This is a genomic window from Arthrobacter citreus, from assembly GCF_038405225.1.
Taxonomy (GTDB): Bacteria; Actinomycetota; Actinomycetes; order Actinomycetales; family Micrococcaceae; genus Arthrobacter_B; species Arthrobacter_B citreus_A.
In genome coordinates, this window is record NZ_CP151657.1 from 1554269 (window position 1) to 1570979 (window position 16711).

The window sequence follows — 16711 nt, forward strand, 5'->3', positions numbered from 1 at the left end:
AGCGGGCGACGTCAGCCGGGCATTCCGGCCGCCCGTTTGGAAGCGCTAATCGGCGTCGCGCCGCCTGCGGGCAGACCGCTCGGCGAGCCGGGAGGCCACCTTTCCCGAAACCGATTTCGCCTTGCCCACGGTGTCAGTTCCCATCCGTTTGGCGGCGTCAAAACCTTCCATGCCGAGCCGTTTCGCCGCATCCACGCCGTCGGCACCCGCCCCGACCACTCGGTCTTTGACGTCTTCCGCTGCCTCAAGCCACAGCCTGGCTTCCAACGCCTCCCGCCCGGCGTCGATGCCAAGCACCCCCTGGAAGTCAGCAATGCCGGCTGCGGCCTGGTTGCTGGATTTCAGGACGGCCCGGGACGATGAGGGGTTCAGCAGGACCTTTGCGTTCGCCGTTCCAGCGGCGGCATCCAGCCGGGCCAGCAGCCGCCCTGCGCTCCGGGCTATGAGCTCGGTCCGGTGTCGCCGGGCGGTCTTCAAGCCGCGGCGGTGTCGGTCAAGGTCCTCGGGCGAGGAATCAAGAACACGGTCCAGCTCAAGGATGTTCAGGGCATCCTGGAGCTGGAAGCACCGCGCAAGAACCGCAAGCCACTCCCGCACCTTGTCCTCGGCATCCTTTGTTGCCTTGGCAAGGTCCCCGACCCCTGATCTTTCTTCGAGTTTTTCCGCCATGGCTTCAAGCTGACGCAGCGCGTACGCCTGCGTCCGGCCGATCGTGCCTGACGTCGCCTGCACTTTCGACCATGTCACGTCGGACACGCGGCCCACTTCGGCGCGGACGGTCAGTGCCTCCTCGATGACAAAATCCACCCCCAGCATGTCCGCCAGCACTGCATCCTTCTGGGCTCGCAGAATATCGTCGACCTTCTCGTCAATAGCGGCGAGGTAGTCGGTGATCTCATCCATGCTCTGCTGCATCGCTGCCTGGGCCATGATTCCCGCTGCGCCAGCCAGAAGTGCTGGGTTGGCCAGCTTGGATGCATTCCCGCTGCTGAACTGAACGATTGCTTTGATGCCTCTGCCCTGCCCCTTGGCCTGCACGACACCCATGCTGAGTCCCGTTTGAGAGTTCTTCATCAGGCCGTATTTCTTTATGGCTTGCGCGGATTCCTCGGTCAACTTCACCCAGCGCCCGGAGTTGGCGGCGATCTGGGAACCCATCTCGGCCACCCCGGCTGCTTTGCCAAGGGTGGGGCCGAGCCGGCGCAGCTCCAGGTCTTTCGACGCCAGACCTTCCGAGGACAGGAAAGGTTCGACGGCGCTTGGGTCACCAATGACCGCCAGACCATCGCCGTCGTTGATCAACTGGATCTCGTCATCCACCGTTTGCTCCTGTCGAAAGTAAATGCTGAATCGCTGGATCATTTTCTCCTAAGGACCCAACAGGAGTCAGCCAAACCGCCGTACCCGGTGTCTGTTTTGAAGCGCTGGGCAGGTGCCGGCTTTCTTCAAATCACTCTTGCAGCAGCTCCGAAAGTGAGCTGGGCTTGCGGCTTCGCCGTCGGCCACCAACCGCCTGCCCCTCGATACTGACGAATCCCCAAGACAGCTTCGATGAATAGGACTCACCATGACTCAGCCCGCCTCCCCCGCCCGGCAGAAAACTGCGGTCCGCGCACCCCTCTTGGCGGCGTGCATCCTCGCCGCCGCCATCATCAACGTTGCACTTCTGCTCATCTTCAAGGCAGCGGGGGCAGACTTTGTGAACACCGTCGGTGTGCAAGTGGGGGTGGCCAACGTCCTCGTTATGACAGTCGTCCCCCTCTTGGTCGGCTTCGCGGTTGTTGCGTTCGCTTCCCGGCGCAACCCGGCGTTCCTCAGAATCGGCCGATGGGTCGGCATTGGTCTGGCCCTGCTCACTATCGTGATGACCGCAACCGTGGGGTTCGATTCCCTCGGCTTCATCGGGCTCGCGTTGATGCATATTGTTGTTGCCGCCGCGATCGCAGTGGGTCTGCGTCCGGCCAAACGCTGATGCCCACCGGATGCGGGGTGGGAGGCCCGCCCCTGGTTAGGTAATTAGTGAGTGTCAGTCAGCAACATTGCCATGCGCCGGACATTATCCAAACGCGTACGGAAGCTCGGTGGCACTTGCGCCGGCAACTCGTTAATAGGGAACCACCGGACATCCTCGCTTTCATCGCTCACGGATGTGACGGCGGAGGGGGCAGCAACAGCGGCGAATCCGACATCCCAATGAGCGGCGCACGAGAATCCGCCATGCAGATCGTGCCGGTCAAGATCCATGATGGCGGGGCTAAGCAGGACAAGGTCAGCAATTCCGGACTCCTCGCGGGCCTCCCGCTGTGCGGCTTCTGCCACTGAGGCGTCAGCCGGCTCGACGTGGCCGCCGAACTGCACCCAGAACTGCCCCTTGCGGTGGAAACACAGGAGAACACGATCAAAGCCAGGCGAAAAGACGAAGCAGGACCCCGTGACATGCTCCGGCCCGCCATTCCTGTACAAAGCAGCATCTCCGGCCGTCTCCAGGAACCGCAGGTACACGTCCCTTGATTCTGTGCCGGGAAGAGCCCGGAGGCTTGTGAACAAATTGTTTAGAGGCATGCCTTTATCCTGCCGCACGGGCCGCCGTGGGCGTCGTCCTGGGAATCAGGCAACTAGGCTGGACACCCGAGGGACGCATGGTGTCCCACAACGAGGAGCGCTGATGTCGACGGAAACTGTCCATTCCACCGGGCCGGTGGCGCGACCTTTGCCTACGCAGTGGATCCATGGTTCAGAGTCCTCCAAACACAATGCTGACCCGGATGTGCAGGTCCACTGGTATGACGCAGACAGTGTTGTCCTTCGGCAAAACATGGCAATCAACTACGAAGCCCCGTTTCTGTTTCTCCTCTTCGGGAGCGAACGCGTCGTACTGCTCGATACCGGCGCCACCGTGTCTCAACAGCACTTCCCGCTGCGTACAGTGGTCGATGGTCTCATCGATTCGTGGATGAGCCGCCACTCCGACGTCGATCCCCGCTACGAACTGTTGATCCTGCATACACATTCGCACGGCGACCACACAGCCGGTGATGCCCAGTTCTTTGACCGCACCCAGACAACTCTGGTGCCAGCGGATATAACATCAGCGTGGCACTTCCTCGGGCTATCCGACACCTCGGACAAAACAAAGCTGGATCTTGGTGGGCGGACCCTGGACATTCTTGCCACGCCCGGTCACGACGCCGCGGCCGTCACGTTCTACGATCCGCGGACCGGAATCCTCTTCACCGGCGACACGGTGTACCGGGGCCGGCTGTATATCAATGACTGGCAAGCCTTTTCGCGAAGCATTGATCGTCTCATCGAATTCTGCCAATCGCACCCGGTGACCTACGTCCTTGGGTGTCACATCGAGATGACCAGCACCTCCGGTTTGGATTATCCCGTGCGCACGACTTACCAGCCCGATGAACCGCCTCTTGAACTGCGAGTCGAACACCTCCACAAGCTGCGCTCTGCTCTTGATGCTGCGGGTCCGGAGCCAGTTCGCGCGATCTGGGATGAGTTCATTCTTTGGCCCACCCAGTGACCGGTCGGGCGCTGGTTCCGGTCTCGCCACACATCATCTGCGGTCGGGCTACCGCGTGTGTACGTCGTATGTTGCTCGCAGCAGTCCGCCATCGTGTGTCGAATGATGGCCGCGGAGGGTCAACAGCACGTCCTGGTCGAGGTCCCCGAACAGGCGCCTTCCTCGGCCCAGGATCACCGGCGCGATCGAAACCGTGATTTCGTCAATAAGTCCTTCGGCTAGGAATGCTTGAATGGTGCGACCGCCATCGACGTACACCCGGGCAGCCCCTTCGGCGTCGAGCATTTGTTGTGCTTCGGAGACTGAACGAACAACGTGTACTTGGTTGTTGCTCGGGATGGTCGTGCTGAGTACGATGACGCGCTTGCCTTCAAATGGCCATGAGTCGAAGCCAAGAACGGTGTCGTAGGTGGAGCGGCCCATGACCAACGTGTCCACGGTGGGGAAAAACGTCTCCCACACAAGGGCGGGATGTGCCGTGGAATCCGTGGTGTGAGGTCGAGGTAACGGGTCAGTGAGCCAGGCGAGGTCGCCGTCGGGTCCTGCAATGTAACCGTCAAGGCTTGTGCCGATGAAAACACATCCATGCCAGGTGCGATCAGTAGTCATGTCCAGCCTTTCAAAAGGGCGTCCAGGGTCTGTGTTGGGGTATTGGGGTGCAGGTCCACGGCAAGGCGGTAAAGGCTGCCATGAAGCCCATCGAGCAGTGCCAGGGATGCGGACCGGGGGTCAATGTCTTTCCGCAGCGGCAGGCATGCCAGGAGAACGGCGAAGTAGTGTGCCTGCTTGCGCCATCCGTCACGGAGCAATTCGGCCGAGGTAGGCGACCAGAGGTCGCGCATAAGCTCCCCGAGGCCGAATACCGCTGACGCCGACGTGGGTGCGGCGAAGTTCTCCTCGATGTATTCGCGAAGCTCGGTCAACGCATCGACAGTTCCCGCAGGCGTATCCGGTATGCGGTCGATCCACCTTCGGGTAAGTGCGAGCAGCAAACCCTCTTTGGAGCCGAATCGTTTGATCAGCCCGGCGGGGCTTATGCCCGCAGCTGGGGCAACATCATGCAGCCCCCACGGGTCCATCGAAGACCGCTGGGTGATTACGGCATCAATGCGGTCGAGCAACTCGTCATCGGAGGCACGCTGGGGTCTACTCACACCATTAGTAAATCATAGTTTACTAACTCGTTGGTCATCGCTGTGATTCCAAGGCTGTCTTCAGATCCGGGGACGCTCTGGTTGTCACCAAACTCGATCGACTCGCGCGTTCCCTTCCGGATTAACGCGACATCGCCGACCAGCCCGTTCATTGGAACCACCGCAGGGCACCCCGGAGTTCCAGCCAACCGTTCCGCCGGGCGGAAGGCTGCGTCACCATGGCAGTAAAGGCCGTGCATTTCCGCCAACTCAAGGAGCAGGACCATGATCCTGAACGAGACCTACACGCTGGCCAACGGACAACCAATCCCGAAGCTGGGCCTGGGCACGTGGTTCATCCCGGACGGCAGCGCTGCGCAGGCCGTCCGGGACGGAATGGCTATTGGCTACCGCAACATCGACACCGCCCAGGCGTACGGCAATGAACACGGCGTCGGAGACGGGGTGCGCACCAGCGGCGTGCCGCGCAGCGACCTGTTCGTCTCCAGCAAACTCGCCGCCGAGATCAAGGATTACGACGGCGCGGTGGCGGCGATCGACGGATCGCTCACCACCATGGGCCTGGAGTATCTAGACCTGATGCTGATCCACAGCCCCCAACCCTGGGACAACTGGCGCGGCGGGTCCTATGCCGAGGGCAACCGGGAGGCATGGCGGGCGCTGGAGGAGGCACAGCAGGCCGGCAAACTCCGATCCATTGGCGTCTCCAACTTTGAACGGCAGGACCTGGAAAACATCCTCGGCTCCTGCACGGTGGCTCCGCAGGTCAATCAGGTGCTCCTCCATGTTGGCAACACACCGGATGATCTCCTCGCCTACTGCCGCGGGCAGGACATTCTCATCGAGGCCTACTCCCCCATTGCCCACGGCGAGATGCTTCGGAATACGGAGGTCACCGCCGTGGCGGAGCGCTACTCGGTGAGTGTCCCGCAGCTGTGCATCCGGTATGCGCTGCAACTGGGCACGGTGCCGCTGCCCAAAACGGCTAACCCGGAGCACATGGAAAACAATGCGCAGGTCGACTTCGCCATCTCCGACGCAGACATGCAGGTCCTGCGGAGCCTGCGCTTCAGCGACTACGGCCGCTCCAGCCGGTTCCCGGTCTTCAGCGGCAAGTGATGTCCGCGGCGGGGCGGGCACTCCGGAAGGGAAGGGCCCGCCGCGCGGCCCGCTGATCCGGGCTAAAGGTCCCTCACCGCGCGGACGGCAGCCACCACGCGGGGGAATCCCACGTACGGGAAGCAGTGCACCAGGGCGGCGATGACCTCGGTTTTCGAATTGCCCACCTGCAGGCAGGCGCGCCCGTGCGGACCCAGCTGGGCGGCAGTGTCGCCGATGGCGGCAAAGGCGCAAAGAGCCAGCAGTTCCCGCAGTGCCGGAGTAAAGGCGCCGCGGGGATAGAAGTCACCGAAGTAGAACTCGGTGAGGAACCGGGGCAGGGCTTCGTTGAACGGTGCCGGCAGATCGGCCAGGTCATCCCGGATTTCCGTACCGTAGAGCGGCTCCTGCTCCGCCAGGCCCCGCTGGTACCGGTCGGCGTCCCGGGACCGGCCGGCGTCGTCGTCCGCTCCCTCCCCCGGCAGAGGGAGCGGGATGCCGCGGTCCCGGAACACCGCGTTGATGGCAGCCAGCGCATTCAGGGCGCGTGGAAAGCCGATCACCGGAGCCAACTGATACACCGCTTCCCGGATCTGCACCGGCGGCACGCCCACCCGCAGCGCCGCCGTGGTGTGGGCACTGAGCTGCGGCAGGGTCTGCAGGCAGGCCAGCACGGTGACGGTGATCAGTTCGCGGGTCCGGTCATCCAGGACGCCGGTGCCGAAGACGTCGCCAAAGATGAAGCCCCGCAGGATCTCCATCAGTTCCGGGTCATCCTCGTGGGCTGTCCGGTCACGTGCACCAAACAGCCGCTCGTAGGTTGCTTCAGCCTGTTCCCGGCGGGACGGAGAGCTGTGGCGGGGATCCGCTGCATCCATGGTGGACTCCTTGCTGGGGACGGGGGTGTTCCCATGCAAGCACGCGCTGCGGGCCAGCGAAAGATCCCTGCGTCAGGCCCGGTCGTGAAGCGTGACGTGGTAGCCGTCGGGATCGGCGAAGGTGAAGGTCAGCCCGAAAGGACCGTCGATGGGCGCCGCAACAATCCGGTGGCCGTCGGAGATCAAGGCATCGTGGATGGCCTGGACCTCGGTGGCGTGGAGCCAGAGAGCCGTTCCGATGCCCGGTTGGGGTACCGAATCGAGGTCGGTGCCTGGCACAACGCCGCGCACCGCGAACGCGATGGGGGCGGTTTGGAAGACGACGGCGTGCGGCGGGCCAGCTGGAGACCGGACCAGGCCAAGGTACTGCTCGTAAAACTTTTGTGATGCGTCGAGATCGCGCACCTGGAGCGAAATGAAATCGGGGCCGGTGACAGGCATGACTCTCTTCTTTCGTTGATGTCAGTTATCTGACACAAAGACGATATGTCAGAATACTGACATGAGTCAAGATGCTATCGACCTCGAGACGTCGCTCGGATATCTGCTGAAAGAGGCTTCAAGTGAGCTGCGCGCTGCGATGGAAGCCGTCCTGCGGCCGCTGGGCATGACAGTGACGCACTACTCGTGCCTTGAACTCCTCGCCCAGCGTCCGGGGCTGTCCAATTCCGAGCTCGCCCGCGGGGCATTCGTGACCCGGCAATCGATGAACGTCCTGCTGCAGACCCTGGAGCAGGACGGATATGTGGAGCGCCCGGCGGCGGCCCGTGTGGGGAGAGTTCTTCCCACCCAGCTCACGCCGCGGGGGCGGCAGGAACTCAAAAAGGCCACGGCCGCAGTCCGTTCCGTGGAGGTCCGGATGCTCGACGGTATGACGCCGGAAGAGCAGTCCGATGCACGCAGGATCCTGACGAGCATGGTCCGCTCCCTGCGGGAGTCCAAGGGTGGGGCCCCCGCCTAGTCCTAAACTCCGCCCTCCTCGTTCAGCATCGAGAGCTACTGCCGCTAGTCTCGAGTTCATGGAGAAGACCGAACCGGCGACGAAAGCGGGCATCAAACGCGTCGAGGTCGTTGGTTTCCGACTTGCGGCCGGAGCCGGCCTGGTGATGTGGGGCGCCTTCACCGTCATGGGAGCACCCTCCGCCGATGCAGCCGGCCGGCAGGTGCTGCTTCACTTCTTCGGTCTGTCCAGGGAAAACATCTGCGGCTGGATCATCCTGCTCAGCATGCTGGTCGGAACCTTGGGCCTGGCGCAGCTGGCGTACGGCTTGATCGGGCGCATTCCAAAACCATGGATTCGCACTGCCGCCGGCTGGACCACCTTTGCCGCAGCGGTAGCGGCCTCACCCTTTGTACTGCTGACCGCGCTTGTGGTCTTCCTGCTCGCGGCGGGAATCGGAGACCAAACGCGGTTCGAAGCCCCCAACGGGCAGTCCATAGTGGTCACCCAGGACGGCTTCGACGGCGACGGCGTGAGCATCTACACCCAGCACGGCAGGTTCCACTACGTCTGGAACCGGCGGGCCGACGAGCTCGGCGGCTTTCCCCGCGTCAAGGACCGCAACTGCGAACTCTCTGCAGCCGAAAACGCCCTGCTGTTCACCTGCGGAACAGAAACCGTCACCGTGGTCCCTTAAGTCCGCGGTCCCCGCGGTCCCTTGAGCGTGAGTTCCTTGAACGTGGTTCCGTGAGCGTGATCAACACCAACCGGGGCGGTGGACCTGCGCGGGAATGCCGGCGGTGCACGCCGGGTTGCAGCAAGCATGACTCCAGATATGTCCAGCACCCCGTCTGACTCCCCCAGCCAGAGAGTTCCCGCCGCTTCGGAGCACCTGCACGTTGCCGTGCTGGGCGCGGGACGCGTGGGCACCGCCGTCGCCCGCTCACTGCTCGACGCCGGATACCGGGTTTCGCTGTCCGCCTCCGGGGATCCCGCGCAGCTGGCGCTGATGGCCGAAATCGTGACCCCGGGCGCCGAGCCGAAGTGGACCCGGGATGCCGTGGCCGACGCGGACCTGGTGATCCTTGCGGTGCCCCTGCACCGGCTGCAGCATGTGGACCCCGCTCTGCTGGAGGGCCGGATTGTGGTGGATGCCATGAACTACTGGCCGCCGGTGGACGGTGAGATTCCTGCGTTTGCTGCAGGGACACGCGGCTCCTCAGTGGTGGTGCAGGAGATGTTCCCGGGCGCCGTCGTCGTCAAGAGCTTTAACCACACCGGCTACTCCAGTCTGGAACCGGACCGCCGTCCGGCCGGACATCCGGAGCGGCTTGGCCTCGCGGTGGCGGGTGACCACCCGGAGGCCGTCGCACTCGTCTCGGCGGTGGTGGAGAAGATCGGTTATGACCCGGTCCCTGTTGCTTCCCTCAGCGCCACCGCGTTCCTGCAGCCCGGCGGAGATGCGTTCGGAGCCCGGCTCACCGGAGCGCAGCTGGAGGCGCTGTCCGGCGTCCCCGCACCTGTGGCCTGAAGGAGGATACCGGACGTTTCTGCGCGCGTCCGCTGATTGCCGGATCCTGATGCTGGATATCGCAAAGGACCGGATGCTGCTCCCCCGGCGCGGATAAAGTCTCGAGTGTTCGGTGATCAACCACGCCAGTTGAAGGGCTCAAAATGTCAGATCGCAACTACACCTTGTTCGTGTCGTCGTACAGCGACGCAGGATCAGCGGCATCGGATTTTAGAACCATCAAGGACATGGATGAAGGAGTGGTGGCTGCGGTTGTCCTCTCCCGTGATGCCTCGGGGCGCGTTGATGTGAAGGAGCACGGAGGCGGGCTGATTGGCGGCGGCACCACGGCCGGGGCCATTGCCGGGTTGGTGGTGGGACTTTTTGCTCCGCCGCTGCTGCTGTCGGGCGTCATTGGTGCCGCAATCGGGGCCGGGGCCGGCGCCATTGCCAAGCGCCACGAGGAGAAGAAGATTGGCGTTGAGGCGGACGAATGGCTGCCGCCGGGATCCTCGGCGCTCGTCGCCGTCGTCGACGATCTGTACCTGGACCGGGTGGACCGGGCCGTCAGCCAGGCGACCAAGAAGATCAGCAAGGCCATCGACAAGGGTGACTACGACGCCGTCGTGAAGGCCATCAACGAGGGCGACGAAAAGATCGTGGAGGCCGTGGCCTCCTGATCCGGTCACCGTCCCGGCGGCGCCTCGACGGCGTCGGCCGGGACGGCATCGGCCGGGACGGGTTCCACCGGGACGGGCCAGCGCCCGGTCGCCTGGTGGTAGTCGATGGCCCGGAGCAAGGGGCCCATGTCAAAGCCGTTGAGGTTCAGGCTGAGTTTGACGCCCTGGATGGATTTGATCGTCAGAATGGGCTGCCTTCTGGCCCTCCCCAGGCTGTAATGAGCAATGTCGCTGTAGGAAATGACGTGTTCCTTGCCAAGGATTGAGCGGAAAACCACCTCGTACTGGCGCGGCACCACATAGAAATTGCGGTACATTCCCACGAACATCCAGCCGCCCAGGAATACTGCTGCGGAAGCGATGCGTGCGTCGAGGGGGCCGTCCGGCGTGGCCCACCCGACCAAGCCGATCAGGACTCCAACGACGATTAAGAGCCACCCGATAAAGGGCACCACCTTGGGCATGCGGATTCGCTCCGGGTATTCCTTGGACCGGTTGGGGTGCTTACGCGCCCACCAGCCAACAACGGCCAGGAATACAGTGATGCTGGTCGTGATGGCGATCTGCAGGAATCCCTCTGTTGACATGCCTGAAAATCTACCTCAGGCCAGCACTTCTCGGGCCCGGAGATGAACGCCAGGAACCGCGCAGGATCTCGACGCCGTCCAGCAGGACATCGAGCCCGACGGCGAATTCGGCGTCGTAGTCATAGCCTTCCTTGGCCAGTTCCCCCACCACTTCCAGCAGGTACGGATACCTCGCCGCGTCCTCAGCCGTTTCCGCATTTCGGGTCGCTGCGGCGGCCGCAGCGGACTCCTCCGGTGTCTCGAAGGAGAGGGTTTTCTGCTGCAATGCAAAGCCGTACACGTAGGCATCGAGCAAACTCGTCACATGGACGGTGGTGCGGAAAGAAAACCCGCTCTGCCGCAGGCACCCCAGCATGGCGTTGTGCTGCCTCAGGTTCTCCGGACCCGGACGGCCGGCCGCCTCCATCCGCCCCACGGCCCAGCGGTGGCGGGTGAGGGCGTCGCGCAGGGAAACGGCACGGTTCCGCATTCCCTGCTTCCAGCCGTGTGCGGCGTCCGGTTCGGTGACCTCGCTCCAGACCAGGTCCACCATGCCCTCGAGCAGTTCCTGCTTATTGGCCACGTGCTTGTACAGGGCCATCGGCACCACCCCGAGCTCCTGGGACAGGGTGCGCATGGTGAAACCCTCAATCCCCGCCTGGTCCGCCAGTTCGACGCCGGCGCGAAGCACGGTCTCGCGGTTCAGGCGCGGCCGGGACACGGACGGCTGACGCCGGTCCTGGGGTTCCTGGGCCAAAGGGTCCGCCTTCCTGTTCACCCTAATGAGGGAATTAATGCTTGACAGAGTGTACGTCATACACCTAGGTTCAGGACATCCGGTGTACAAAGTACACCTTTGGCCGACAGGAGCATCATGCAAGCCTCCAACCGGACAGCCCGGACCGCCGGGATCCTCTTCCTTCTGACCTTTGTCTCGGCCATCGCCGGGGCCGCGCTCTACGCGCCGCTGCTCACTGACCCGGACTACCTCACCGGGCCCGGCGAGGACACCCGGATCCTGCTCGGAGCCGTCTGCGAACTGGTGCTGATCATTGCGAACACTGGCACCGCCGTCGTGCTGTATCCCGTCCTCCGCCGGCACAGCGAGGCGGCGGCGATTGGATATGTCGCGGCGCGGGTTATGGAATGCGCGCTCATCGCCGTCGGCGTCCTCAGCGTGCTCACCGTGGTGACCCTGCGGCAGACCGCAGGCGCCGACGCCGGCGAATACCTGCCCGTGGCCCGGGCCCTGGTGGCGGCGCACGGCTGGACGTTCCTGCTGGGGCCGGGGTTTGTGGTCGGGATCGGAAACGGGCTGCTGCTCGGATTCCTGATGTACCGCTCGCATTTGGTGCCCCGGCCGCTGGCGCTGTTTGGACTCATCGGCGGTCCGCTGATGTCACTGTCCGGCCTCGCCGTTCTCTTCGGCGCCTACGGCCAGTCCTCGGTTCCCTCAGCCCTGGCCACCTTGCCGGAGATTATCTGGGAGGCCTCGCTGGGGATTTACCTGACCGTCGTCGGCTTCCGCCGGTCCCGGGTGACGGCTCGGCCGAAGGGCGGGGCACATGAATCCAACCGGCACCCAATTCATTAAGCTTCACTGCTCGGCGTCTATCCATACCTGCACCTCGGCGAGCATCACCTTTTGGGTTGGTACATCGACGTCCTCACCTGTATTCGGGTCATAGACCTGTGATCCCAGGTAGCGGTCGGTGAGCGTCAGCGACACCCGATCGTACGTTGGTTTTGCCGCCCAAAAATCTGCCGGGGCGGGCAGCTCGAGATCCTGTGGGTTCTGGATTTCATGTTCCGGCAGGGTGCGCAACGAGGCACGGTGCGTGACTTCTTGCTTCCCGTCATCGAGACTGACAACCACAGTGCGAACGCGGTCTGCACGCATGTGGGAAATCCAATCACTGGCGTTGCCATTAACTACGCACACCAGAGCGATCGGTTGAGGATTTGTGAAGTTCAGGGTGATCTCGTCTTCGAAGTCTTTAGCCGACCCTGCTGCGTCTTCATCGCTTCGGGGGGACAAAGTATCTGGCACCCACCCGGACCCAGGACGACCGTCGAAGGTATGCAGGTAACCACCATGGCCGTCCCTCACTGGCTGCCTAGAGTTCTCCAACCACGGCCGCAACCACAGCTAAGTTATTTGCGGATGGGCTGGGACCGGTCGAGGCTGATGGTCTGCCCCGGAACCAGCTCCCAGGAATCGGTGTACGCGTACCAGGTGAGGCCCTCTTGCGTGAGCGAGAGGTTGGCCGAGGTCAGGTCGACGATATCGGCCAGCCGGAACCGGAACGCCACCTGACGCTCTGTGTCCCCGGGGGCCGTGGTGTATGTATGGGGTACGCCGTCAGCGTCGGCGGTGAAGGATCCGGTGGCGCCCGTTATGGGAAGCTCGCCCGGCATCAGCCGCACTTTGGTGCCGGCGGGAATGGGCCCGGACGTGGTGAGGGACGGGTTGTAGCGGAGCAGCTGTTCCGTGGTGCACCGGAACTTGTAGCCAAGGCTGTCCAGGCTGTCCCCGACAACGGAGGTGTAGAAAATGTGCTCACCGAAGGAATTGTCGATGGTGGTTCCGGTGCCGGAACTGCTGTCCACGGGTTTCTTCTGCAGTTCAATGCGGCGTCCGGCGAGGAGGAAGTACTCATTTCCGACTTCGTGAACGTAGGGGACCTTGTTCGCCTCGGCCAGCTGGTCCGAGGTGATCCCAAACCGGTAACTGATGCCCTCGGTGGAGTCCTCGGGTTCCACCACGTAGCTGGTGGGAATGCCATCGGCGTCGACGACGGCGGCCCCCATCGCCCCGGCCATCGGCCCCTCCGCGGGAATAAGGCGCAGGCGTGTCCCCGGCGTCATCGGCACGCCGGGGACGAGCGCATTGAACTCGCTCAGCTTTGCCTCGGACAGCCCAAAGGACTCGGCCACCGAGGCGGCGGTGTCGCCCGAAAGGGTCGTGTAGAAATCCGTGTTGCCGAACGAATCGTAGACCACGGCTCCCGCCGCCGTCTGCACTGGGGGCTTCGCCGGGGCCGCCGTCGGGTCGGCCTCAGCCGAAGCAGAGGCCGCTTCCGCGGGGGCGTTGACCACAGTGAGGGCCGCCTTTGGGGGCAGCGGCTCACTGGAGCAGCTCACCATTCCCGCTGACAGCACCAGAACGACGCCGGCGCCGCCCACCACCCTGGCCAGGGTTGTTCTTGTCGTCGTCTTGTTGCCGGAAGAACCTCTAGTGCCTGTCATCCATCCCCCATGAGAGCCGCACCCGGCCGCGCTGGCCGGACAGAACACCCTGAGCATAGAGCATGTTCTTTCCGGCCCTGAGAAACCGTCAGCGGGCACGGCGCAGTTCCTGCTCCGTGGAAGACCATAGCCAGTGCAGCCGGGCGCTCCAAGGTTCCGCCATCCGACCCGCATTCAGCCGCCGTATAACCTCGTCAGGTGTCACCCACTCGGCCGCCATGACTTCAGTGGACTGCAACGCCAGGGTCTCGTTGCCAGTCACGCGTGCGACGTAGAAGTCCAGCAGGGCCGCGTCCTCAACAAAGCGGCCCATCGGAATCAGCTTCAGGGGCTCGACGTCGAGGCCCGTTTCCTCCCGCAACTCCCGGCTTGCCGCATCGCAGCTCGACTCGCCGGCCAGAGCACTGCCGCCGGGAAATTCCCAGCCAAAGGCGAAGTCCTTACTGGCTGCGCGCCGGGTCAGCAGAACGGCTCCATCCGCCCGCTGCGCGCAGACCGCAACAACCAGGTAAAAGCATCCCAGCGGCCATGGACCGGAACCCCTGCGGAAGGTGGCATCGATGGGCGCGCCGTCGGCGTCGACCACGTCCCACCACTCACTCTGGCTGCTCATCTTCCCGCCTTGTCGGATTCTTTGTGCGTAACCGGTGGCGGGAAGTTGACGGCGGCGTGAAGATGCATGTCATGCCATCCATCCTCGTGCCGAAGGGCGCTGCGTTTGACTCCCTCCAAGGCAAACCCTGTCTTTTCTGCGATGCGGCAGGAGACCTCGTTCAGCGTGGAGTGAGTAAGTTGAAGCCGTTTCAATCCAGCGCCAGTGAAGGCCCACTGGCGCACGGCAGCCGCGGCTTCAGGGGCGACCCCCTGTCCACGCGCCGTTGGGAGAATCCAGTAACTGATTTCCCCGTCACCCTCAAACAGGTTGATCCTGCTGAGCGCAGCCCGGCCAATGATTAAGCCCTTGTCATCGCAGACCGCCCAGGACGCTCCCGACTCCTTCTCCCACTTCGCGAGCCACCGGTCAACCAAGACCTGTGCATCATCGAGTCCGTCGATCCGTCGTCGGTGCCACAACGTAATGGCCGGATCCTGATAGGCCGCCAGTACAACCGGAGCATCAGCCACACTCCACGGCCGAAGGGTGAAGATACCTGCCGTGAGAACCGGCTGCGGAACACCGTTGATTGTTCCGGGCGGCAGAAACGGAGCGATCAGGGTCATCCCCACACAATGCCATGGCACACAGGACCTCAGAAGCCCTGACGCCCTCCGGGTCGCTGTGTCCTGGTCGCTTCGCGGTGGCTGTGTCTAGTGTGCATACTCCCGCATGCGTGCACGGTAATGCAGCGGGGACTCGCCGACGCTGCGCTTGAATGCCGTGCTGAACGCGCTCTCGGACGAGTAGCCCAGCTCCAGGGCAAGCGGGCGGATCCGGGTTTCCCCCGTGCGCAGTTCCCGCTGTGCCACCAGCATCCGCCAGTTGTTCAGGTAGGTGCGCGGCGGAGTGCCGGCCACCTCGCGGAACCGCTCGGCAAAGGCAGTGCGGGACATGGCGGAAGCCCGTGCCAGGTCCTGCAGGCTCCATGGCCGTGCCGGGGAGCCGTGGATCAGTGCCAGTGCCGGCCGAAGCCGTTCATCCGAGAGCAGCTTCAGCCACCCCTGCGGCAGGTCCGCGCCCGTAACGAAGACCCGGAGGACGTCAAGCAGCAGCAACTGGCCGTACTGGCGGACGGCGAATTCCCAGCCCATCCGCTGTGCGGACAACTCCTCGAACAACCGGTTGATCAACGCGTGCAGGTGCGGGGCAGCCGCGGTGCCGGAGCGGATGTGCGCCACCGGCGGGAGCGCCTGCAGCAACAGCTCCCTGCCGGTGGCGTTTACCGTCACGCGGCCGCCGATAATGATGTCCTCACTGCCCGCCGTCCCCTTGCCGGCATGAACAAAGCTGCCGCTGGCCGGCGGATCCAGGTGCACGGGCATACCGTCGCCGCTCCCGCCTTCCAGCAGCAGTTCAGTGCGGCCATTGAGGACCACGACGTCGCCGGCCTCCAGCACCAGCGGCGCCTCAAGGCCGTCAGTGGTCAACCGCATGCCGCCCTGCACCAGGGCAAAGAACTTCAGGTCTTCGTCAATCCGGGATCGGGACTCCCAGCGCCCGCGCGCCGAAACGCCGCCGGAGATCATGCTCTGGACGCTGATGAACTCAAGAACCTCGGATAACCCGTCGTTTTCCATTTCTGTACTTTAGAGCAAAAAAACGGGACGTCGCGTTATTCCACGTCCCCAATTTTGCGGGCAAAGTGGAAGCATCTTCCGAAACCGGAAAGTTCTTTCTTCCCAGGAGTCCCCTTGAATGACAGCATGATTGCCCTTGTCACCGGTGCCAACAAAGGCATTGGACGCCAGATTGCCGGGCAGCTGGCCGCACTGGGCCATACCGTGGTGGTGGCCGCGAGAAACGCCGACGCCGGTGAGCGCGCCGCCGCTGAACTGCGCTCCCTTGGTGGCAACGCCGTCGCCGTCTTCCTCGATGTCACCGACCCTGCCTCGGTGGCAGCCGCGGCGGATGCGGTCAAACGCCAGTTCGGACACCTGGACGCGCTGGTGAACAACGCGGGCATTGTGGCAACGCCCGGCGTCAGCTTTGCCGCCCAGCAGCCGGGCTCAGCCGACGTGGATGAAATCCGCTCGGTGTTTGAGACCAACTTCTTCGGTGTCATTTCCGTGACGGCAGCCTTCCTGCCGCTGCTGCGTCTCTCGCAGGCCCCTCGGATTGTCAACGTCTCCAGCATCGCCGGATCCCTCGCGGCAGTAGCCGATCCAGCGAATACGAACCCGATCGCCGCCGGATACGCCCCCTCCAAAACAGCACTGACCTCGCTGACGCTGCAGTACGCGAAGGGACTCGCACCGGAAGGCATCCTGGTCAACGCCGTCTGTCCGGGATTTGTTGGCACCGATTTGAACGGGTTCCGCGGGATACGCACGCCGGAACAGGGTGCCAGGGCCGCCGTCCGGATGGCCACCCTTCCGGCGAACGGGCCCACCGGCACTTTCAGCGATGAGGACGGCCCCCTGCCCTGGTAGCGGAGTCCCCCCGG

The 16711-nt window shown here is 63.7% G+C and carries 23 protein-coding genes; 9 read left to right on the forward strand and 14 right to left on the reverse strand.

Going from position 1 to position 16711, the window contains the following annotated elements:
- Positions 1 to 45: 45 nt before the first annotated feature.
- Positions 46 to 1362 carry a hypothetical protein gene (locus AAE021_RS07085; protein ID WP_342024911.1) on the reverse strand — a complete coding sequence of 439 codons (1317 nt, stop codon included), beginning with the start codon at positions 1360 to 1362 and terminating at the stop codon, positions 46 to 48.
- Positions 1363 to 1567: 205 nt separating this feature from the next.
- Between AAE021_RS07085 and AAE021_RS07090 the strand changes: the two genes are divergently transcribed.
- The gene (locus AAE021_RS07090; protein WP_342024912.1) at positions 1568 to 1972 is read left to right on the forward strand and encodes a DUF6069 family protein; all 405 of its coding nucleotides are present in this window, start codon (positions 1568 to 1570) and stop codon (positions 1970 to 1972) included.
- A 44-nt stretch (positions 1973 to 2016) separates the two neighbouring features.
- On the opposite strand, the gene AAE021_RS07095 is transcribed toward AAE021_RS07090, so the two are convergent.
- Positions 2017 to 2502 (reverse strand): NUDIX hydrolase, encoded by a 486-nt coding sequence (locus AAE021_RS07095; RefSeq protein WP_342024913.1) that lies wholly within the window; start codon positions 2500 to 2502, stop codon positions 2017 to 2019.
- A 163-nt stretch (positions 2503 to 2665) separates the two neighbouring features.
- Between AAE021_RS07095 and AAE021_RS07100 the strand changes: the two genes are divergently transcribed.
- Positions 2666 to 3535 (forward strand): MBL fold metallo-hydrolase, encoded by an 870-nt coding sequence (locus AAE021_RS07100; protein ID WP_342024914.1) that lies wholly within the window; start codon positions 2666 to 2668, stop codon positions 3533 to 3535.
- Positions 3536 to 3583: 48 nt separating this feature from the next.
- Here the strand turns inward: AAE021_RS07100 and AAE021_RS07105 are convergent, their stop codons facing one another.
- The 3 genes from AAE021_RS07105 to AAE021_RS07115 are packed head-to-tail and all read right to left on the reverse strand — an operon-like array spanning position 3584 to position 4955.
- Positions 3584 to 4144, reverse strand: coding sequence for a dihydrofolate reductase family protein (locus AAE021_RS07105; RefSeq protein ID WP_342024915.1), 561 nt, complete (start codon positions 4142 to 4144; stop codon positions 3584 to 3586).
- Entirely contained in the window at positions 4141 to 4689 is a 549-nt protein-coding gene (locus tag AAE021_RS07110; RefSeq protein ID WP_342024916.1) for a TetR/AcrR family transcriptional regulator, read from the reverse strand. Before AAE021_RS07110 ends, AAE021_RS07105 begins: the two co-directional genes overlap by 4 nt.
- Positions 4686 to 4955: a hypothetical protein gene (locus AAE021_RS07115; RefSeq protein WP_342024917.1), complete on the reverse strand. Its 270-nt coding sequence runs from the start codon at positions 4953 to 4955 to the stop codon at positions 4686 to 4688. Before AAE021_RS07115 ends, AAE021_RS07110 begins: the two co-directional genes overlap by 4 nt.
- Between AAE021_RS07115 and AAE021_RS07120 the strand changes: the two genes are divergently transcribed.
- Positions 4954 to 5808 (forward strand): aldo/keto reductase, encoded by an 855-nt coding sequence (locus AAE021_RS07120; RefSeq protein ID WP_342024918.1) that lies wholly within the window; start codon positions 4954 to 4956, stop codon positions 5806 to 5808. The genes AAE021_RS07115 and AAE021_RS07120 overlap by 2 nt on opposite strands.
- A gap of 62 nt (positions 5809 to 5870) precedes the next feature.
- On the opposite strand, the gene AAE021_RS07125 is transcribed toward AAE021_RS07120, so the two are convergent.
- Entirely contained in the window at positions 5871 to 6665 is a 795-nt protein-coding gene (locus tag AAE021_RS07125; RefSeq protein WP_342024919.1) for a carboxymuconolactone decarboxylase family protein, read from the reverse strand.
- A 72-nt stretch (positions 6666 to 6737) separates the two neighbouring features.
- Positions 6738 to 7106 carry a VOC family protein gene (locus AAE021_RS07130; protein WP_342024920.1) on the reverse strand — a complete coding sequence of 123 codons (369 nt, stop codon included), beginning with the start codon at positions 7104 to 7106 and terminating at the stop codon, positions 6738 to 6740.
- Between the two features lie 61 nt (positions 7107 to 7167).
- Between AAE021_RS07130 and AAE021_RS07135 the strand changes: the two genes are divergently transcribed.
- From AAE021_RS07135 to AAE021_RS07150, 4 genes are all read left to right on the forward strand, one after another.
- Positions 7168 to 7626, forward strand: coding sequence for a MarR family transcriptional regulator (locus AAE021_RS07135; RefSeq protein ID WP_342024921.1), 459 nt, complete (start codon positions 7168 to 7170; stop codon positions 7624 to 7626).
- A gap of 58 nt (positions 7627 to 7684) precedes the next feature.
- A complete protein-coding gene (locus tag AAE021_RS07140; protein ID WP_342024922.1) occupies positions 7685 to 8302 on the forward strand; it encodes a hypothetical protein in 618 nt (205 codons plus the stop codon).
- A 138-nt stretch (positions 8303 to 8440) separates the two neighbouring features.
- Entirely contained in the window at positions 8441 to 9136 is a 696-nt protein-coding gene (locus AAE021_RS07145; protein WP_342024923.1) for an NADPH-dependent F420 reductase, read from the forward strand.
- Between the two features lie 143 nt (positions 9137 to 9279).
- Positions 9280 to 9795, forward strand: coding sequence for a DUF1269 domain-containing protein (locus AAE021_RS07150; protein WP_342024924.1), 516 nt, complete (start codon positions 9280 to 9282; stop codon positions 9793 to 9795).
- A 5-nt stretch (positions 9796 to 9800) separates the two neighbouring features.
- Here the strand turns inward: AAE021_RS07150 and AAE021_RS07155 are convergent, their stop codons facing one another.
- Together AAE021_RS07155 and AAE021_RS07160 are read right to left on the reverse strand one after the other, a co-directional pair.
- Positions 9801 to 10382 (reverse strand): hypothetical protein, encoded by a 582-nt coding sequence (locus tag AAE021_RS07155; RefSeq protein WP_342024925.1) that lies wholly within the window; start codon positions 10380 to 10382, stop codon positions 9801 to 9803.
- Between the two features lie 10 nt (positions 10383 to 10392).
- Positions 10393 to 11118, reverse strand: a complete 726-nt coding sequence (locus AAE021_RS07160) for a TetR/AcrR family transcriptional regulator C-terminal domain-containing protein (RefSeq protein WP_342024926.1) — start codon at positions 11116 to 11118, stop codon at positions 10393 to 10395.
- Between the two features lie 117 nt (positions 11119 to 11235).
- Between AAE021_RS07160 and AAE021_RS07165 the strand changes: the two genes are divergently transcribed.
- Complete coding sequence (locus AAE021_RS07165) at positions 11236 to 11955, forward strand: DUF4386 domain-containing protein (RefSeq protein ID WP_342024927.1); 720 nt, start codon at positions 11236 to 11238, stop codon at positions 11953 to 11955.
- 3 nt (positions 11956 to 11958) lie between these two features.
- On the opposite strand, the gene AAE021_RS07170 is transcribed toward AAE021_RS07165, so the two are convergent.
- The 5 genes from AAE021_RS07170 to AAE021_RS07190 form a co-directional block, all read right to left on the reverse strand.
- On the reverse strand, positions 11959 to 12411 hold the full coding sequence (locus AAE021_RS07170; RefSeq protein WP_342024928.1) for a hypothetical protein: 453 nt from the start codon (positions 12409 to 12411) through the stop codon (positions 11959 to 11961).
- A gap of 104 nt (positions 12412 to 12515) precedes the next feature.
- Complete coding sequence (locus AAE021_RS07175) at positions 12516 to 13610, reverse strand: LysM peptidoglycan-binding domain-containing protein (RefSeq protein ID WP_342024929.1); 1095 nt, start codon at positions 13608 to 13610, stop codon at positions 12516 to 12518.
- An 88-nt stretch (positions 13611 to 13698) separates the two neighbouring features.
- On the reverse strand, positions 13699 to 14223 hold the full coding sequence (locus tag AAE021_RS07180; protein WP_342024930.1) for an NUDIX hydrolase: 525 nt from the start codon (positions 14221 to 14223) through the stop codon (positions 13699 to 13701).
- The gene (locus AAE021_RS07185; protein WP_342024931.1) at positions 14220 to 14831 is read right to left on the reverse strand and encodes a GNAT family N-acetyltransferase; all 612 of its coding nucleotides are present in this window, start codon (positions 14829 to 14831) and stop codon (positions 14220 to 14222) included. The genes AAE021_RS07180 and AAE021_RS07185 overlap by 4 nt, the downstream gene beginning before the upstream one ends.
- A gap of 87 nt (positions 14832 to 14918) precedes the next feature.
- On the reverse strand, positions 14919 to 15845 hold the full coding sequence (locus tag AAE021_RS07190; RefSeq protein ID WP_342024932.1) for an AraC family transcriptional regulator: 927 nt from the start codon (positions 15843 to 15845) through the stop codon (positions 14919 to 14921).
- 114 nt (positions 15846 to 15959) lie between these two features.
- Between AAE021_RS07190 and AAE021_RS07195 the strand changes: the two genes are divergently transcribed.
- Positions 15960 to 16697, forward strand: a complete 738-nt coding sequence (locus AAE021_RS07195) for an SDR family oxidoreductase (protein ID WP_342024933.1) — start codon at positions 15960 to 15962, stop codon at positions 16695 to 16697.
- The last annotated feature ends 14 nt before the right edge of the window (positions 16698 to 16711 follow it).

What these genes read in the sequence shown, in the direction of transcription:
- AAE021_RS07125 (WP_342024919.1), bottom strand. Translation starts at nt 6,665, where the DNA reads ATGGATGCAGCGGATCCCCGCCACAGCTCTCCGTCCCGCCGGGAACAG.
- AAE021_RS07175 (WP_342024929.1), bottom strand. Translation starts at nt 13,610, where the DNA reads ATGACAGGCACTAGAGGTTCTTCCGGCAACAAGACGACGACAAGAACA.
- AAE021_RS07100 (WP_342024914.1), top strand. Translation starts at nt 2,666, where the DNA reads ATGTCGACGGAAACTGTCCATTCCACCGGGCCGGTGGCGCGACCTTTG.
- AAE021_RS07085 (WP_342024911.1), bottom strand. Translation starts at nt 1,362, where the DNA reads ATGATCCAGCGATTCAGCATTTACTTTCGACAGGAGCAAACGGTGGAT.
- AAE021_RS07150 (WP_342024924.1), top strand. Translation starts at nt 9,280, where the DNA reads ATGTCAGATCGCAACTACACCTTGTTCGTGTCGTCGTACAGCGACGCA.
- AAE021_RS07145 (WP_342024923.1), top strand. Translation starts at nt 8,441, where the DNA reads ATGTCCAGCACCCCGTCTGACTCCCCCAGCCAGAGAGTTCCCGCCGCT.
- AAE021_RS07135 (WP_342024921.1), top strand. Translation starts at nt 7,168, where the DNA reads ATGAGTCAAGATGCTATCGACCTCGAGACGTCGCTCGGATATCTGCTG.
- AAE021_RS07185 (WP_342024931.1), bottom strand. Translation starts at nt 14,831, where the DNA reads ATGACCCTGATCGCTCCGTTTCTGCCGCCCGGAACAATCAACGGTGTT.
- AAE021_RS07165 (WP_342024927.1), top strand. Translation starts at nt 11,236, where the DNA reads ATGCAAGCCTCCAACCGGACAGCCCGGACCGCCGGGATCCTCTTCCTT.
- AAE021_RS07130 (WP_342024920.1), bottom strand. Translation starts at nt 7,106, where the DNA reads ATGCCTGTCACCGGCCCCGATTTCATTTCGCTCCAGGTGCGCGATCTC.
- AAE021_RS07190 (WP_342024932.1), bottom strand. Translation starts at nt 15,845, where the DNA reads ATGGAAAACGACGGGTTATCCGAGGTTCTTGAGTTCATCAGCGTCCAG.
- AAE021_RS07105 (WP_342024915.1), bottom strand. Translation starts at nt 4,144, where the DNA reads ATGACTACTGATCGCACCTGGCATGGATGTGTTTTCATCGGCACAAGC.
- AAE021_RS07140 (WP_342024922.1), top strand. Translation starts at nt 7,685, where the DNA reads ATGGAGAAGACCGAACCGGCGACGAAAGCGGGCATCAAACGCGTCGAG.
- AAE021_RS07180 (WP_342024930.1), bottom strand. Translation starts at nt 14,223, where the DNA reads ATGAGCAGCCAGAGTGAGTGGTGGGACGTGGTCGACGCCGACGGCGCG.
- AAE021_RS07155 (WP_342024925.1), bottom strand. Translation starts at nt 10,382, where the DNA reads ATGTCAACAGAGGGATTCCTGCAGATCGCCATCACGACCAGCATCACT.
- AAE021_RS07115 (WP_342024917.1), bottom strand. Translation starts at nt 4,955, where the DNA reads ATGGTCCTGCTCCTTGAGTTGGCGGAAATGCACGGCCTTTACTGCCAT.
- AAE021_RS07120 (WP_342024918.1), top strand. Translation starts at nt 4,954, where the DNA reads ATGATCCTGAACGAGACCTACACGCTGGCCAACGGACAACCAATCCCG.
- AAE021_RS07090 (WP_342024912.1), top strand. Translation starts at nt 1,568, where the DNA reads ATGACTCAGCCCGCCTCCCCCGCCCGGCAGAAAACTGCGGTCCGCGCA.